At 32.6% G+C, this 17,967-nt stretch carries 13 protein-coding genes and 1 tRNA gene; 9 read left to right on the top strand and 5 right to left on the bottom strand.

From position 1 onward, the window contains the following. The first annotated feature begins 237 nt into the window (after positions 1-237). The 5 genes from J2Y38_RS20275 to J2Y38_RS20295 all read left to right on the top strand — a co-directional run bounded on the left by J2Y38_RS20275 (position 238) and on the right by J2Y38_RS20295 (position 5,175). A complete protein-coding gene (locus J2Y38_RS20275) occupies positions 238-783 on the top strand; it encodes a lysozyme inhibitor LprI family protein (protein WP_309846167.1) in 546 nt (181 codons plus the stop codon). 445 nt (positions 784-1,228) lie between these two features. Further along, on the top strand, positions 1,229-1,675 hold the full coding sequence (locus J2Y38_RS20280; protein WP_309846168.1) for a hypothetical protein: 447 nt from the start codon (positions 1,229-1,231) through the stop codon (positions 1,673-1,675). Positions 1,676-1,942: 267 nt separating this feature from the next. Next, positions 1,943-2,971: a hypothetical protein gene (locus J2Y38_RS20285; RefSeq protein ID WP_309846170.1), complete on the top strand. Its 1,029-nt coding sequence runs from the start codon at positions 1,943-1,945 to the stop codon at positions 2,969-2,971. Between the two features lie 13 nt (positions 2,972-2,984). Beyond that, positions 2,985-4,373: a serine hydrolase gene (locus J2Y38_RS20290; protein ID WP_309846172.1), complete on the top strand. Its 1,389-nt coding sequence runs from the start codon at positions 2,985-2,987 to the stop codon at positions 4,371-4,373. Positions 4,374-4,620: 247 nt separating this feature from the next. Continuing rightward, positions 4,621-5,175, top strand: coding sequence for a hypothetical protein (locus J2Y38_RS20295; protein WP_309846174.1), 555 nt, complete (start codon positions 4,621-4,623; stop codon positions 5,173-5,175). A gap of 209 nt (positions 5,176-5,384) precedes the next feature. Here J2Y38_RS20295 and J2Y38_RS20300 read toward each other — a convergent pair. Further along, positions 5,385-5,457 (bottom strand) — tRNA-Met (locus J2Y38_RS20300). A 116-nt stretch (positions 5,458-5,573) separates the two neighbouring features. Here J2Y38_RS20300 and era point away from each other — a divergent pair. The 3 genes from era (at position 5,574) to der (ending at position 8,787) form a co-directional block, all read left to right on the top strand. After that, on the top strand, positions 5,574-6,455 hold the full coding sequence (gene era / locus J2Y38_RS20305; protein ID WP_309846177.1) for a GTPase Era: 882 nt from the start codon (positions 5,574-5,576) through the stop codon (positions 6,453-6,455). A gap of 135 nt (positions 6,456-6,590) precedes the next feature. Beyond that, complete coding sequence (locus J2Y38_RS20310; RefSeq protein ID WP_309846179.1) at positions 6,591-7,187, top strand: CHAP domain-containing protein; 597 nt, start codon at positions 6,591-6,593, stop codon at positions 7,185-7,187. Between the two features lie 292 nt (positions 7,188-7,479). Further along, the gene (gene der, locus J2Y38_RS20315; protein WP_073488678.1) at positions 7,480-8,787 is read left to right on the top strand and encodes a ribosome biogenesis GTPase Der; all 1,308 of its coding nucleotides are present in this window, start codon (positions 7,480-7,482) and stop codon (positions 8,785-8,787) included. 76 nt (positions 8,788-8,863) lie between these two features. On the opposite strand, the gene J2Y38_RS20320 is transcribed toward der, so the two are convergent. Continuing rightward, the gene (locus tag J2Y38_RS20320) at positions 8,864-10,735 is read right to left on the bottom strand and encodes a hypothetical protein (protein ID WP_309846184.1); all 1,872 of its coding nucleotides are present in this window, start codon (positions 10,733-10,735) and stop codon (positions 8,864-8,866) included. Between the two features lie 343 nt (positions 10,736-11,078). On the opposite strand from J2Y38_RS20320, the gene J2Y38_RS20325 reads away from it, so the two are divergent. Continuing rightward, complete coding sequence (locus tag J2Y38_RS20325) at positions 11,079-13,841, top strand: outer membrane beta-barrel protein (RefSeq protein ID WP_309846186.1); 2,763 nt, start codon at positions 11,079-11,081, stop codon at positions 13,839-13,841. 111 nt (positions 13,842-13,952) lie between these two features. Here J2Y38_RS20325 and J2Y38_RS20330 read toward each other — a convergent pair whose 3' ends face one another. From J2Y38_RS20330 to J2Y38_RS20340, 3 genes are all read right to left on the bottom strand, one after another. Then, positions 13,953-14,495 (bottom strand): hypothetical protein, encoded by a 543-nt coding sequence (locus tag J2Y38_RS20330; RefSeq protein WP_309846189.1) that lies wholly within the window; start codon positions 14,493-14,495, stop codon positions 13,953-13,955. A 222-nt stretch (positions 14,496-14,717) separates the two neighbouring features. Beyond that, a complete protein-coding gene (locus J2Y38_RS20335) occupies positions 14,718-17,264 on the bottom strand; it encodes a TonB-dependent receptor domain-containing protein (RefSeq protein WP_309846191.1) in 2,547 nt (848 codons plus the stop codon). 253 nt (positions 17,265-17,517) lie between these two features. Then, a complete protein-coding gene (locus tag J2Y38_RS20340; RefSeq protein ID WP_053470541.1) occupies positions 17,518-17,931 on the bottom strand; it encodes an Rrf2 family transcriptional regulator in 414 nt (137 codons plus the stop codon). Between the last annotated feature and the right edge of the window lie 36 nt (positions 17,932-17,967).

Raw genomic sequence — 17,967 nt, forward strand, 5'->3', positions numbered from 1 at the left:
CCCCGTATATATACCTGTTTTTAACATATTTTTCACAAGAAATTTAAGCCTGCCAAAGCAGTTTCCCAATTGTAAAGAGTAGTATTATAAAATTTGATACCCGTAAATATTCTTTTTGTCAGATATTATATCCAAATCCGGAATGATTTGGCAAATCCGAATAATGGACTTAATTTAGTCCCAAACCTTTTCTAATAGCGGGATATTAGTTGCTGGCTTAGAAAAACCTAATAATATATGAAACACTTTTTTTTATCCATTATTTTTTGCTTTATAGGAAACATTGCTCTTGGGCAAAATAGTCCAAAAGAAATATCTCCGGAAATTTTAAAAAAAATAAAAGCAGAAGTAGAAGCCCAAATCCCTAAACTAAAACTAAAGCTTGCAAAACAAGAATTAAATCCTGATGAAATAGAATTCAAAATAGACACTTTCCGAATAGAAACAATAGCTTCTAAACGAATGGATATTGATTATTCGACAGCAGGAATGAATATAACAGTTGATGAATTGACTACTAGTTATGACAAGTTACTGAATAAGTATTATGGTAAACTTATGAAATCGCTAAAACCCGAAGACAAGAAGGTTCTTATCACTGCGCAAAAAGCCTGGCTAGCTTTTCGTGATGCCGAAATTAAGCTAATTGGGACAATGACTGAAGATCAATATTCTGGAGGCGGAACAATGCAGTCAAATATAAGAATGGGGCAATATTCCTCTTTAGTAGTTGAAAGAACGATTGATATTTTTCATTATTATAATGAAATTCTTAAAGATTGATAAAGTCAGCAGAGGAAAAATGATAAAATAAATTTAGTATATGCAAACAGAATATTCATTTAGAGAGGTTGTAAATAAAAGGGCTTATAGTGTAAGAATAGTATTTGATATAGACCGTTTTAATTATGAAGAAAGAAAAATTAGATAATTATGATTTTGTTTATTCTGCTGATGATAGATGGAGATTAACTTGTGAGTTTGCAGTTAAGCTTTTTTTCAATCTTTCGGAACTAAACTTATTGAAGAAAGAGTGATTATTAAAATACCTTTTATTGATTGGGACCCTTTTCATACAGTAGATACTATTGTTTTGTACTCAGTAATTAAAGGATTATCTGAAGCGTTTAATTTGAATTCTGATGAATTTGAGTTTAACATTGAAGATAGAAAAATTTGTTTACCGTTAATATAACTGATATTCAGATATTAATTATAATATAAGTTGATGAAAAAAAATAACTTAAGTTTTTTAAAGAATAAAACAGTTATAAACATTTATATGGTTTCTATTAAAGAAGACAATTCTTTATATGATCTGTCGGATACCTTAATATTGAGATTAAAGGATAATTCTATAATCCAAATTATAATTGACTATGAAATATCTATTTATGAATTATCTTCAATAGATAATCTCATCATTATTGGAGACTATGATCTAAAAAATATTGAAGTGACACTAATAGAACTAAATCAAATACAGAACGATCAAATAGTTTATATTCATAATTATTCGCAATCTGCTTATCATTTTGGATCAAAATTTTTAAACATAAATAATGAGTTTATATTTGGGTTTTGCTTTGGATGGGATGAAATTGTACTATTAAATGAAAAAGATTTTATGTTAATGTTAAATTCTTATGAAGACAAAGTAGAGGCAATTGTTTAGAATATTATATTCAATTCCCTAATGGCGTGAGCGTTCCGTTCGTGAACTCAAAGTTGGTTTATAAAAAATAAAAATTATGGCACGAGCGTGACGCTCACACCAGCAGGGGGCGTGGTTAAATAAAAGTCCTTTTGATAATTTATAATGAAAAAATTATATATTTGAAAGTATATGCTGTATAATTCTATTATACATATCAACTCAAATTTGGTTAGCCTTTTGCGTTATTGTCACACATATAAAAGTTTAACGGTAAAATTACTTTAAATGAACATAAAAGAGAAGATTTTAGACTTTAAAACCATTATACTTCAAAAATATTGGACTGACCCTGTTTGGAGCAAAGTAATATCTGCAATTATAATTGGAATTGGTACAACAATTTATCTTTTAGTAAAAAGTATTTATAATAAAGTGCCATTTAGTTATGTTACCCAACAACTACTTTCGTACTTACAATCGGGTACAGAAATAAATAATTTTATTGTTTGGATAAGCTTATTAGTTATTTTTTGGTCATCAATAACATTCATAAAACCTTTTGTCACGAAACTAAATAAAGGTAAAAAAGAAGTAAATCTCAAAGAAATTATTAATGAGCTTCCAAAAATACAAGAGCATTCGACTGTATTTTTTTCATATAGAATTGCAAGTGCTTTTCCAGGCCTTAGAGGTTTAAAATGGTATGATTCTAAAACATCTGTCGAAAGACTTGAAATCTTTTTTCAAGACCCAATTAATTTTGAGCCGAATACAAATACTGAATATGTAACAGACCCTTTATGGTGGTTTAGAGGACATTCAGCAATGTTTATTAAAAATTTTCAAAAGTTATCAAAAACAAAAATTTTATTGGGTGTTGAAGAATTAGAAATTAGTAGAATTGCCGTTTTTGCCAGTGAATCTTATTATAAATGTTTCATTTATGTTGAAGTAAAGGGTGAAAAACCCATTGGTCTATATAGTCAAACTAAAGAAGATTTACAGAGTCAAATGGATTACAGAGGATACTCTAGGGAAGAATATGCTCTTTTAGGAAAAAGGCCAATTAGTCGTGAAGATTATGATGATGGTGCAACAATTGTAAATGGAAAAGTTATTGAAGCTTTTGGAGCAAAATTAAGGGTCAGGTACTTGTCGAAATATAATTTTCTACTTTCAGCTAAAGAATCACCATATAACTCAAGAAAATTTGAAATGGAGTCAAAAAACTATTTTGAAAAAATACTTAAAGGAGAGATAACGGCAGAAACATTTTTTGATTATTTAGAAACTTATTCGAAAAATGAACAATAACCAGAAATAAAAAATGAAATTAACAATTACAATTGGACTTCTTTTAATTGCACATCTTACATTTGGACAAGACAGAATTCGAAAAATTGACAGTTTACTCAATTCTCTGTATTCAAAAGAGAAAATCAATGGAAATTTTCTAATTGCAGAAAAAGGGAAAGTTATTTATAGCCATAGTTTCGGACTTGCAAACGAAACAACAAAAGATAAATTGAACGAAAATTCGATTTTTGAATTGGCATCTTGCTCAAAGCAGTTCACAGCTATGGGGATAATGATACTTAAAGAAAAAGGGAAGTTGAATTTGGACGATGGCATCGAAAAATACTTACCCGAACTTTCTTTTTATAAAGGTGTAACTGTAAGAAATTTATTGAATCATACTGGAGGTCTACCAGACTATATGCAGCTTATGGATAGTTTATTTGACAAATCTAAAATTGCCACTAACAAAGACATAATTAATATATTTAGTAAACATCAACCAAAAATAGTATTTGAGCCAAATACTAAATGGGAATATAGCAACACGGGCTATGCACTATTGGCTTCAATAATTGAGAAAGCATCGGGTATGACATACGCTGACTATTTAAAAACAGCTATTTTCCAACCGTTGAAAATGAAAAATACCTTTGCGTACAATCGTAGATTATCGCCAAAGAAAATTGACAATTATGCTTTTGGATATGTTTACTCAGATAGTTTGAAAAAATATGTTTTACCAGACGAATTGGAAGAAACTAAAATAGTTATTTGGCTTGATGGTGTTGTTGGAGACGGAGGAGTTAATTCAACTGTAAAAGATTTATTGATTTGGGATAGAGCATTATACACCAATAAATTACTCACAAAAGAGGATATGAAATCAGTTTTTGAATTAGCAACTTTGAAAGACGGAGCTAAAAGGAATTATGGTTTTGGTTGGGGAATTGAAGAAAATGCTGATTTTGGAAAAATTGCAAACCATGATGGGGGTTGGCCAGGTTATGTAACTTTTATCGATAGACATATTACAAATGATAAAACAATAATAATACTTCAAAATCACAGCAACGTTACAATCCCTTCAAAAGCAATTAGAAGTATTCTATATAATAAACCATTGCCTGTGCAAAAAATTAGAAAAGAAATTAGTATTACTACTGAAGAACTTCAAAAGTTTGTTGGGACTTATGAAGTTGAAAAAGATTTTGAAATCAAAATTTCATTAGATAAAGACCAACTATTTTCACAATTGACAGGACAAGATGCGTTCCGAATATTTGTAGAAAGTGAAATGTTATTTTTCTATAAAGTAGTAGATGCACAAATTCAGTTTGAAAAGAACGAAAAAGGAGAAATTTCAAATTTGTTCTTATTACAGAATGGAAAAAAGATAGAAGCAAAACGGACGAAATAAAAACTCGCTCCCCGCAGAGTTCTTATGGAAAGCTGTGCGAATGTCGCCTGCTGGCGCGATCGTCACGGTCGTGAACCCAAGCTTGGTTATAAAAAAATAAAAATTTTAGCACGAGCGGGACGCTCGCGCTAGCAGGGAGTAAGTCGGATTTTATCAGATATATATACAAGTTAGCGATAATGCCACGGAAAATTAGAAAATTCAGCTATCTATAACTTAAAGCCCACTTTGAATTTTAAAAACACGAATGGAAAAGAAACTCAGAATATACACTCCAAACAATTCTTTTAAGATTGATAAGCGTTTACTAATTCTATTACTTTTATTTTCAATTGCGTTTTTAATCTATTCAACAAAATCTAACTTTCCTTCAAATGAAGAGAATCTAGAATTATTTGGATTTGTTTTTGTAATCATTACTTTTCTATATTCACTTTTTTTTATGATAAGCAACTTTTTTATTTGTGAAACCACAAATGGAGAATATAGTGGTTACTTGATTATAGATACCGATAAAATTACTTGTAATCTTGATGTTTACACAATTTACGATATTGAAAAAATAAGCATTTTAAGTATTTATTTTCGCGGAAAATTTAATGGTAATATAAAAGCTTGGGAACGTAAAAAATCAAATGGCGTTAAAAATTATATTGAAATATATAAAAAGGGTGGAGAATGTCAAAAATATTTTTTTCTACAGACTAAAACTGAAAACATAAGAATGTTTTCAGACGAACTTAGAACTTATTATCGATTTGGAAAATTAGAAGAGCAGAATTATAAAAATATTGTTAACTAAAGGTACTATCGCTAACAGCGATTACAACGGATTTGGGCAATTGGCTTAATGGAAATATGGTTTGTATTTGAATGATCAGCCCTTAATAGGACTCGAACCAAATTCTCTTGAAAATACAGGCTTTTAAATTTCCAAGAAACTGAAACAAAATTTATCGAACCACAAAAAAAGCCGATAATCTAGATTTATCGGCTTTTAATTTTTAATAGTAGCGGGAACAGGACTCGAACCTGTGACCTTCGGGTTATGAGCCCGACGAGCTGCCTACTGCTCTATCCCGCGATGTTTCGGGTGCAAAGATACGCCGATTTTTGAGAATTCCAATGAAAATTTTAAAAAATGTTTTATTTTCTGTATTAACTTGATATGACTACCTTTGCAAAATAAATAATATGCAAATGTCACATAAAGCAGGTTTTGTAAACATAATCGGGAATCCAAATGTTGGAAAATCGACACTAATGAATGCCTTTGTTGGAGAAAGATTATCCATCATAACATCAAAAGCACAAACAACACGTCATAGAATTCTAGGAATTGTAAATGGCGAAGATTTTCAAATGGTACTTTCAGATACTCCCGGAATTATAAAACCGGCTTATGAAATGCAGGAGTCGATGATGAACTTCGTAAAGTCGGCTTTTGAAGATGCTGATGTTTTAATTTACATGGTCGAAATAGGGGAACAGAACTTAAAAGACGAAGATTTCTTCAATAAAATCTTTTATGCTAAAATTCCCGTTTTACTATTGCTGAATAAAATCGACAACTCAAATCAGGAACAATTAGAAGAGCAGGTTGGTTTTTGGAAAGAGAAACTGCCAAACGCAGAAATTTTCCCAATCTCGGCTTTACAGAATTTTAATGTTCCGGAAGTTTTTGGCCGAATTATCGAATTGCTTCCAGAATCACCACCTTATTATCCAAAAGATCAATTAACAGACAAACCGGAACGTTTCTTCGTAAACGAAACTATTCGTGAGAAAATCTTATTGAATTACAGTAAAGAGATTCCGTATGCAGTAGAAATTGTAACAGAAGAGTTTTTTGAAGATGAAAAAATTATTCGAATCCGTTCTGTAATTATGGTAGAGCGCGAAACGCAAAAAGGAATTATCATTGGACATAAAGGCGCAGCACTAAAGAAAGTTGGAACCGAGGCCCGTGCCGATTTAGAAAAATTCTTCGGAAAACAAATTCACATCGAACTTTACGTAAAAGTGAACAAAGACTGGAGAAGTAATGCCAATATGCTGAAACGATTTGGTTATAATCAATAATCTAGTTTGGGCGTGTCCCTCCGGGTCGGGCTATCCGTTGCAATCTTTTGTTCCATTTCATTTCACAAAAGGATTTCCACTTCTATCCCTCACGCAAACAAAACTAATAAGAACTTTGATTTTATAAGAAAATAAATGAAAGTTAAAAAGACCGTTCTCATCATTATTTCAGTCTTAGCTTTGGGCTATGCAGGATTAAAAGCTGTCAAAAAAACAAATCTAAATTCAGATTATAAAATAGGGCAGGCGCTGGATAGTTTGAATGGTATAAAAGTTTATTATAATGGCGGTGTAGATAATGTCTCCGGAAGAAATGTTACAAAAGATAATTACAATTTAGGACTTAAATATCAATGTGTTGAATTTGTAAAACGATATTATTACGAGCATTACAATCATAAAATGCCGGATGCTTATGGTCATGCAAAAGATTTTTATGATTCGAAAGTTAAAGATGGTGATCTGAATTCAAAGAGAAATTTAATTCAATATACAAATCCAAGTAAAAAGAAACCTGAAGTTGGAGATTTGGTAATTTTTTCAGGATCATTATTAAATAGATTTGGACATGTTGCTATAATTTCTAGAGTTTCTGAAAATGAAGTTGAAATTATTCAGCAAAATCCCGGGCCTTTTAGTGATTCGAGAGAAACAATCACTTTAGAATTTCAAAAAGGAAACTACAAAATAGAAAATAAAAGGTTGTTAGGCTGGTTAAGAAAAGAAAAATAATTTGTAATAAACTTTTCCTGAAACCTAAAGCCCTAGCCCTGATAGAAGTGGAAATCCTTTTTTGACGCTTCTTTAGCGGAACAAAAGATTGAAACGGATAGCAGGAAATAGCTCCCAAAAAGAATATAAAAACTTAGGTACTTAGTCCCGATAGCTATCGGGATAGCAATTAGCAACTTTTTTTAACTACCTTTGCAAAAAATTAAAATAAAGCATTTTGGATTACAGATGGTTAGGTTTTTAGGAAGCTGAAAATCTAAAATCTAAAATCCAAAATCTAAAATTCAAAAAAATGAATAACATTGTTGCGATAGTAGGAAGACCTAATGTAGGGAAATCAACCCTTTTTAATAGGCTGATACAAAGAAGAGAAGCTATTGTAGATTCAGTATCTGGGGTTACCCGTGATAGAAACTATGGTAAAAGCGAGTGGAACGGAAAAGAGTTTTCTGTTATTGATACTGGTGGATACGTTCGCGGATCTGATGACGTATTTGAAGGTGAAATCCGTAAACAAGTTGAGCTTGCTATCGACGAAGCAGATGTTATTATTTTTGTAGTTGATGTAGAAGAAGGTATTACACCAATGGATGAAACGGTTGCAAAGTTACTTCGTAAAGTAACAAAACCAGTTTTATTGGCTGTAAACAAAGTAGATAACGCAATGCGTGAGAAAGATGCAATTGAGTTTTATAATCTAGGTTTAGGGGATTATTTTACTTTCGCAAGTATTTCAGGAAGCGGAACTGGAGATTTATTAGATGCTTTAATTGATGCTTTTCCAGAAAAAGAACCAGTTGAGGTTACAGAAGAATTACCTCGTTTTGCAGTTGTAGGACGTCCAAATGCAGGAAAATCTAGTTTTATCAATGCCTTAATTGGTCAGGATCGTTATATCGTAACCGATATTGCAGGAACAACACGTGATGCAATCGATACAAAATTTGACCGTTTTGGTTTCGAATTTAACTTGGTAGATACTGCTGGAATTCGTCGTAAAGCAAAAGTTAAGGAAGATTTAGAATTTTACTCGGTAATGCGTTCTGTAAGAGCAATTGAGCATGCTGACGTTTGTATATTAGTAATCGATGCAACTCGTGGTTTTGAAGGGCAGGATCAAAGTATTTTTTGGTTGGCAGAGAAAAACCGTAAAGGTGTTGTAATCTTAGTAAACAAATGGGATTTGGTAGAAAAAGATACCATGTCAAGCCGTGATTACGAAGAAAAAATTCGTAAAGAATTAATGCCTTTTACAGATGTGCCAATTTTATTCGTTTCGGCTTTAACTAAGCAGCGTTTATTGAAAGCATTAGAAGCTACAGTTCAGGTTTTTGAAAGCAGAAAACAAAGAATTGCAACTTCAAAATTCAACGAATATATGTTGAAAGTAATCGAAGCTTATCCGCCGCCGGCGACAAAAGGAAAATATGTAAAAATTAAATATTGTATGCAATTGCCAACGCAAACTCCTCAGTTCGTGTTTTTTGCCAATATGCCGCAATACGTTAAAGAACCATATAAAAGATACCTGGAAAATAAAATTCGTGATAACTGGGATTTCGCAGGAGTTCCAATCGATATTTATATCAGAGAGAAATAGATTTTCAAGAATCTAATCATAATAAAAAAGCAGTATTTCAATTCGAAATACTGCTTTTTTGATTTACAAAATGATTTTAAACATCATAAAAGAATAATTGTTCCAGAGGTGTTCCGCCGTCAGAATCTCCATAATCTCCATTATGTTTTCTGGTTGATGAATATAGTTTTAATGTATACGTACAACGCGTCATATCGGCCGGAGGATTGTTCAGCTGCGAACTATTGTTGGTTCTTTCATCAACTGCCGGAAGTGAATTTATTACGCCGTCCAGAATATCTCTTTCAACCGTATGGCTATTGTTGTTCAAGTGCAGACTGCAGCCAGCCAAATATGGATGATAAACAGTATATCGACCATGAATTGTTCCGCTTATAGGGCTGCAAAGACTGCTTTCGTCTAATTCTTTTATAGATAATTTTCTATAAATAGGATTATTATTCATCACGACAGAATTCAATGTTTTTCCGTTTCCACCAATAACTCCAAAATTATTAGAAGGTTTATCGATCACTTCTCTAATTTCAAATCTAATGGCAAATTTTTCTAGCGGAATTTTACTTCCCGCAGGAATGTTTTGTCCTGCATTTACACTGTTTGGCGGAATACTCGGAGCTGTTGTAAGTAGAGTTGTATTTAACGAAATCAGCGTATCTTCCTCAATAATATTATAAAGAGCCAAATCGGCAGGAGTTAATCCCACAGCAATTAAAGTTCTTTCAATAGCATGATTGACATCAAACCAACCTTCGGCATCAAAATCACTTTGGTCGCTCCAAACAAAAATATCGTTAAGAATAAAAGAGAAAACTTTACGCGTTAGTTTAGAAACTATGCTTGAAGAAAATAATCCGGGAGTTACACCAACAATTTTGGTAAAATTAGATTCTGGTAAACTAACCGTATTATTTGGTGCCGTTGTATCGCTTACTCTAAAACGATATTCAATAGGATTTCCTGTACCTGATTTCAGCGCAGCTTGTCCCGTTAATCGTATAACAGAGTATAAAACGTTTTTATCAGATCCGGCAAAACCATCAGCATCAAAATCATAACTGCTTGAACCGTAAGATGAACTAAAAGCAGCCCCAATTCCTGTCCATGCACTTGGGAAATTTGGATCGTTTGGATCTACAACATTTACATCAGAACATAAATTGACACATAAACAAAAACCAACATTTTTGCGTGCGTCTGCTTTGGTTTCGTCAACTAATTTTGTACCGCCTAGTTCGGCTTTAAAATAAACATCAGGTCCGCTTTGAAAAGAAAGAAAACTTGGATCAGTTTCTATGTTTATCCAAGGCGATAAAAATGTCTTTTTAAAATCGGCTGAAGTATAATCGATTCTAAAATGCCCGTTAGAATCGGTTGTTGCCGTTCCTAAATTGTCATCGGTTAAAAAATCGGCATCCATTGCTGTAACCTGTGCATTAGCAATTGGCTTATTGGTCTGGCAGTTCATTAAATGTCCGCAGATAACCCACGCATCAAAAAAGTGCCCGCGAATATAACACCACCATTTATAAGCAATAGCATAATTCCATCTGTATTTTTCGTCTTTTGCTTGCTTTTCAAGCTCTAAACGCATCGAAAAAGTCGTAATATGCAGCTGTACTATTTCGTCTCTTTTTGGTTTTGGATGTTTTGGCGGAACAGTACCGCATACAAAATCAATATCGAAGCTTGCATCAAGATGGTTTTCGCTAACTTCAATTTGAAAATTACCTTCCGCATCTGTTTTTGCTTTATACGCTAGTAATTCTGCTCTTTGTTTTGCTTCTTCTTTTGAAACAAAACGAAATGTATCTTTTGCATTTGATGATGTATTTGCAGTAGAATCAGCTTTTCTATAGGGATGATAAATTAGAATTTCTACTTCAGATACGGCTTCAAGACAATCTTCACATACATATCCTCTTAAGGAACCTTTAAAAATATTTCTCATGGTAATTGGTTTTAAGTTGCCTACTCTTATCAGTTTTCGACTTTTCTGTCATACTCTGTTTTAGGATTTTCTGAATTCTCCTTTTGGTTGTTGCTGCAAAGTTTTTGTATTTTGATGAAATAGGAGTTAGGTTAAATACTGTTTTTAAAAGGGTAGTTTTACCCTTTTTAAAAGGGTTTAAATTTTTGAAAATCAGTAATTTATGTTTTAAAATAATGAATTTTGAATATTTTTTGTTACCTTAATAAAGACTAAAATGGCATGCTATTTGAATAAATGTAAAAACTACAATTAAACCTTTTTGGTTTTTTGCAGTCTAAACATCTAACTAACCAAATTTTTTATGACTAAGATTTATTCATTTCTTTCGTTTTTCTTCCTTTTTGTCTTTACAGCCCATTCGCAGAATGATATCACTATTAGAGGGGCAATTTTAGATGTCAATACCCAATTGCCGCTGGAAATGGCAACCGTTTATTTCACCACAATTAAAGATTCTACTGTTATTGAATATGCCACCACAGATAAAAATGGTGCTTTTAGAATGGATATTAAAAAATATGACAAACCTGTATTTTTGAAGGTAAGTTATATGGGATATCAAACCTATTTTGAAGAATATAAAGGACTTACAGAAAGTAAAGATTTTGGTAAAATATACATGCTTGAAAATGTAAATGCCTTAAATGATGTTGTTATTAAAACAGAAGCAGCGCCCATAACCATCAAAAAAGATACTTTAGAATTTAATGCGGCTTCTTATAAAGTCCGTCCGGATTCTAATGTTGAAACTTTGCTGAAACAACTGCCCGGATTTGATGTCGATAATGATGGAAAAATTACTGTAAATGGGCGAGAGGTCAATCAGGTTTTAGTAAACGGAAAAACCTTTTTTGATAAAGATGGAGCCATTGCTATTAAAAATTTACCGGCAGATATTATAAAGAAGATTCAGGTTTCTGATTTTAAAACCAAAAAAGAAGAGCTGGCAAAACAAGAATCAACCTCAGATTTTTCGAGTATTAATATTACTATTGATGAAAAGAAAAACAAAGGATATTTCGGGAAAATAATGGGCGGTTATGGTACAGATGATCGTTATGAAGCCAATGTCAACCTCAATTATTTTAATAATAAACAAAAGATAAGCTTACTGGCTTCTTCCAATAATATCAATTCAACAGGATTTTCGATGGATGATGTTTTTGATAATATGGGAGGCGGCAGAAACAGCAGCGGAAGAGGAGGAAGCTCTGGTTCTGGCGGAAGCGGAAAGGGAATAACACAGTCAAACTTAGTAGGACTTAATTATTCTGATGACTGGACAAAGAACTTACTGGCGATGGGAAGTTATAATTTTTCGAATACGATTAATAATAACGACAGTAAATCAAATCAGCTTAGTTTTTTGCCAACTGGAAATATTATTACTGAGGCAGAGTCTAAAACAAGAAACGAAAGCACCGGGAATAATGTCAATTTTGAATTAGAATATAAAATTAATCCAACTATGCGAATTGTGGTGGCGCCAAAGCTGAATCAATCGCGAACAAACAGCAACTCGACTTCATCAAGTTCTTCTGAAGATGAAAACGGGAATGCATTAAACGAAAGCAATTCTAAATCGTATTCTGAAAGTGATAACTTTAATTTTGGGAACACAATCAATTTTAATAAAACTTTTGAAAAGAAATCTCGAAACTTAAGTTTTGTATTTACCAATAATAATACAAGTACGGATTCTAATGGTTTGAATCTTTCTGAAACAATTTTTTATCAGGACAATCAGCCAAATGATGAAAGAAATCAAACAACAAAAAAGAAAAGCAGCAGCGACGCTTATTCTGCAGATATCGAATATACAGAACCAATTACCGATTCTTTAAGAGTGAGATTTGGATCTGATTTTGACTGGAATAGTTCTGTAAACGATGAAAAAACTTTTAATTTCAATCCTGATACACAAGAATATAGTGATCTGAATTTATCTTTGAGTAATTATACAAGTTCTGTACAAAATTCGGTTGCACCAAAAGTTGGAATTACGCTGCAAAAAAACAAGTTCACATTAAATCTTGACAGCCGAACTTCAATTGTAAATTTTAATAATCATTCGTTGTATTTAAATAATGCAACCGATTTAAGTAAAAAATATGCATTGCCATTTGCGACAGCTATTTTTAGATACAAGTTTACACGTTCTAAAAATTTGTCGCTTAAATATGATTATTCAAATGCACTGCCGTCTGCAACGCAGTTAATGCCTGTTGTGAACCTTAATAATCCGTTGAATACAATTGTTGGAAATCCGAATTTACATCCGATAGAAAAGAGCAGTGTAAATTTCAATTTCAAAAATTATGATTTCCGTTCGCGTTCCGGTTATAGTTTATATTTAAAAGGAGATTATTATGATAATGATATAGTGTCGACTTCTATTTATGACGAAAGCGGAAAAAGAAATACAACGTATGTAAATATTTCCGGCGTTTACAATGCCTCTATTGGTGCAAACTGGAATCAGTCAGTAAAAAGCGGAGCACATACTTTACGATACGGTTTAGGATTAAACGCAGGTTATTCTTTCGATAAAGGATTTACAAATGCCGTTTTATACAATGCAAAATCGACTTCGATTACGCCAAAAGTTTATTTATCATATGATTATGGAGAAATATTGACTATTGCGCCATCTTATAACTTATCATACAATCAGTCGAAATATGAAAATTATTCACGAGATGCAACTTCAAATGTGGTTCACCGAATCAATTTGCAGACAACAACATACTGGCCGGAAAATTTAATCTTCGGGAATGATTTTGGATATACTTATAATTCGAATATTTCTGGCGATTTCAAAAAGGATTTTTACCTATGGAACACCAGTTTGTCATACGGATTCTTTGATAAAAAGTTATATGCAAAAGTAAAAGTGTACGATGTTTTAAATCAAAATTTGAGTGCGACAAGAACCATTTCGGCAACTGCAATACGCGATGAAGAAAATACTGTTTTAAGACGTTATGTAATGTTTTCTCTAGCCTATAAAATCGGAAACTTTACAGGATCTGAAAAAGGAGGAAAGAGAAGGCAGAGAGAGTAGGTTTTTTTGAGGTTCAGAGGTTCAAAGGGACAAAGGCTCAAAGTAACAAAGGAATACAAAAAACTCGGATCAAATTTTAATTTGATCCGAGTTTTTTGTAAAATCTAAAATCTAAATCGTAGAACAATATTTGGAGTCGAAAACAATGACTTTACTATTTAAGTTTAAAAAAGATTCCAGCTGCGGTATGATTTCCATTTCTAAAAAACGCACTTCGGGATTGGATTTATTTTCGTTTTTAATGCTGGCTGTCAATTTGATCTTTTTAATTTTGGTACTGTCTTTAGATGTAAGAACATAATGATAACTCATTGCTCTGGATTTTGAAATAATATCTATAACATTATTCAGGGAAGTTACTTTTTTATTACCCCACAACGTAATTTTGTACAAAGCGTTATCTGTTTTATCAAAAATAAATGTCGTTTTATTTTTAATCATGAATTTATAAATGCCATTAAAAATTAAAACAGCACTTATAAGAATAGAGATAATAAATCCGATATTGAAATCACTTAAGTGTGATAAAACAAATCCAGAAGCCAAAACTAAAATTCCTGATATACATTTTAAAATGATATTTGATTTTACGTACCAATAAGGATTGTATGATATTTGACTCGCTGAAACTGTAAAATTGTAGTAATTCTGCATTTAGTATTTTCTTTATATTGCTGATTATCTTTTGGCTAGAAGAAAAATCATTGCTACGAAATACTAAATTCATTGTTTGAGGCTAAAATGAAAGCCTCTATAAGTTTTTAAAATAACAGTTTAAGGTAATTTATGCTTTTGAAAAATATTATGTAAAAAAAAAACGAGATACGTTTTACCGTATCCCGTTAATTAGTTTTTAGTTTTAATTTTTATTTATTCTTATAAGTTGTATTTCAATGTGATTCCGTAAGTTCTTTGATCACCTAATACACCAGCATATTGTCCTGCGTTACCTCCTGCAGGCAATAACTGCTCATAATAATCTTTGTTTAAAAGGTTACGTCCCCAAAAGTGAACAGATAAACCTTGAGATGCACGGAAACCTAAACGAGCATTAAAAATAGCATAACCCGGAACAACTAAATATTTTGAAGCCGAAGGGCTTGAAGAAAATTCAGAACGAGCATAAGAATCAATAGCAAGGAAAACTTTTCCTGCGTTTCCAAAGAATCTTGCACTATCAGAAAGCTCACCGCCTAAAGATCCTGCCCATCTTGAAGCACCAGGAAGATCAGTTCCAGAAACATCTTTGAAAGATACCGGAGCTCCAGTTTCTTCTAACGGAAGCGGCGCATTAGTAAATTTTTCATAAATAGCATCTGTATAAGTTGCAGCACCATTTATCGTTAAATGAGAACTTACCACAAAACTTGCATCTAATTCAACACCTTGTACACGTACTTTATCTGCATTCGCAAGATAACCACGGTTTACACCCAATTCAGCAGCCTGAACGTTAGTTTGAAAATCTTTAATGTCTGTTCTAAACGCAGCAATATTGAAGATTGAATTTTTGAAAGGAGAAGTTTTTACCCCAACTTCATAGTGATATACTTTTTCAGGTCTAATAACTGCAAGATCTAATAAAGGAGCTCCTTTAGAATCTGTTGGAAGACCCGCAACGTTTACACCAACCGGTTTGTAGCTTTTTGCAAAAGTTCCGTAAGCATTGATTTTGTCAGAAGCTTTAACTGTAACAGTAATATTTCCAGAAAAGTCAGTATTATCAGTACTTGAATCAAATGCCTGATCAGAATAAACTAATTTTTTCAAGGCTAACAATGCCGGATCAGTAGTTTGTAAACCTCCGTATGTTGTACGAGCGTAATGTGCATCTTTTTTATCAAAGTTATATCTTAAACCTGGTAAAACGTGTAACCAATCTGTAATTGCCCAGTCAATTTGTCCAAATACCGCAGCACTCGAAGCTCTGATTCTTGCATCAGTTTTAATTCCGTATCCTTCAAAAAGACCCGGAGTTTTCCATAATGCACTTGTTGTACTTTGAGAGAATCTCCATTGTGCGTTTCCAGATTCTTCTGTTCCATCAGTTTGAGATGTTTGATCGATGAAGAATACTCCGGCAACACCGCTAATTTTTGATGTTAACTGTCCTGCGTAACGAACCTCTTGTGTAATTTGAGTTTGTCTTGTTGGGTTTTGAGATTTAGCTAATACTTGTAATCCTGTAAAATCTCTGTCATTTGACGGATCCCAATTCCAAAAACGCCATGCAGTTGTAGAAGTAAGAGTTCCGCCTCCAATTTTTGTATCAACATTTAAAGATAAACCTCCCATATCCTGATTAGAACGCCAAGGTGTATCCTGATCAATTCTACGATCAAAAGCATTTTGGCTTGGAAGCTGATAATTCAAATCTTTAATAATGGCATCAAATTGACGGTAAGCAGCTCTTTGAGTCGGAGCAACACCAGCAACAACTTGTGCATATCCATCAGGACGCTGCGTTGTAATATCAGCAGCAAAAATAACATTAGTATTTACAGTTGGAGTCCAAAGTAATTGACCTCTAATACCTTGATTGTTTAATGTATTTGTAGATCTTCCAGTTGCAACATTATCAACTAAACCATCACGTGATGTACCTGAGAAAGATAATCTACCTGCAACTTTGCTTCCTAAAGCACCAGTAACAGAAGCTTTAGCCTGCAGGAAAGAGTAATTTCCGTAGCTCACTTCAAAGTCAGCACCAGAAGTAAAACTTGGTTTACGAGTTGTAATATTGAACGCTCCGGAAGTTGTGTTTTTTCCGAATAATGAACCTTGCGGTCCGCGTAAAACCTCGATTTGTTCTACGTCGATAAAGTCAAGAGTTGTTGCAGCCGGACGTGCGTAGTAAACACCGTCAACATAAAATCCAACTCCAGGATCAATACCATCATTTGTTAAACCAAATGGAGAACCTAAACTTCTAATGTTGATTCCAGTATTTCTTGGATTTGAAGAATAAAGCTGAACTGAAGGAACTAATTCCTTAATACGGTTTACGTTAAAAGCTCCGGTTTGTTCTGCTTGCTTTCCTGTAATAACAGAAATTGCAATTGGCACATCCTGAACTTTTTCAATTCTTCTTCTTGAAGAAACGACAACTTCAATAAGTTCGTTTTCTTCTTTAAGCAAAACCTGAATAGGATTTACGGGAATTGAAGTAACTTCGATTTCAGAAGTTGTATAACCCACATACTGAATTAAAAGTGTTATTGGTAATCTTCCTTTTGAATCGATTATAAATTTACCGCTGTTATCAGTAACGGCACTATTTGTAGTTCCTTTAACTACCACGTTTACGGCTTCTAAAGGTACATTTTCGCTTGTTGTAACAACACCTTCAATGTTTTGTGCAAATGAAATAGAGAAGGTTAAAAAGAATAAAATTGTAAGTATATTTTTAGTAGAATTTTTCATGTTTTATAGTAAGTATATATGATTAGTAGAATTTAAAATAAAATTTTTTTAAATCAACAGCACATACATATCATAGATGAATTTCTATTTACAGAAGCAGAAAGCCCTGTTTGTTTATTTTGCAAAAGTTTTGATACACCCGATCGTCTAAAATGTACTTTCATGTTAAAAATTTTGTAAATGGTTAGTTAATTATTTTGTGCAAATATAAATATTAATTCTATCGATTTACTAGGAATTAGAAAATATTTTTTTATTTATTTACCAATGAAGCTATTGTGATACCTTCCATAGCCTTTAAAGTTTTGTCTCTAATAAGCATTAAACCGTGACGCAGACTGCATTCAGACTCGGTTTTACAATCAGAGCAAGGCTCGTAAAAATTTAAAGAAGCGCATGGCAAAAGTGCAATTGCACCGTCAAATAATCGGTGAATTTCTGCCAAAGTGATGTCATTTTTTGATTTTATCAGGTAATATCCGCCAAATTTTCCCTGCTTACTGCTCACAAAACGTCCTCGTTTTAGATCCAAAAGAATCTGTTCTAAAAACTTTTTAGGAATGTTAGCGCCATCAGCAATTTCTATAGTTCTAGAAATGTGATTTTCGTCTTGTTCTGCTAAATAAAGTAAGGCCTTAAGGGCGTATTTTGCTTTATGTGATAACATCTATATAATTAATTGTAAAATGTAAATGTATGAATT

Source organism: Flavobacterium sp. 2755, from assembly GCF_031455715.1.
In the GTDB taxonomy this organism is placed as follows: Bacteria; Bacteroidota; Bacteroidia; order Flavobacteriales; family Flavobacteriaceae; genus Flavobacterium.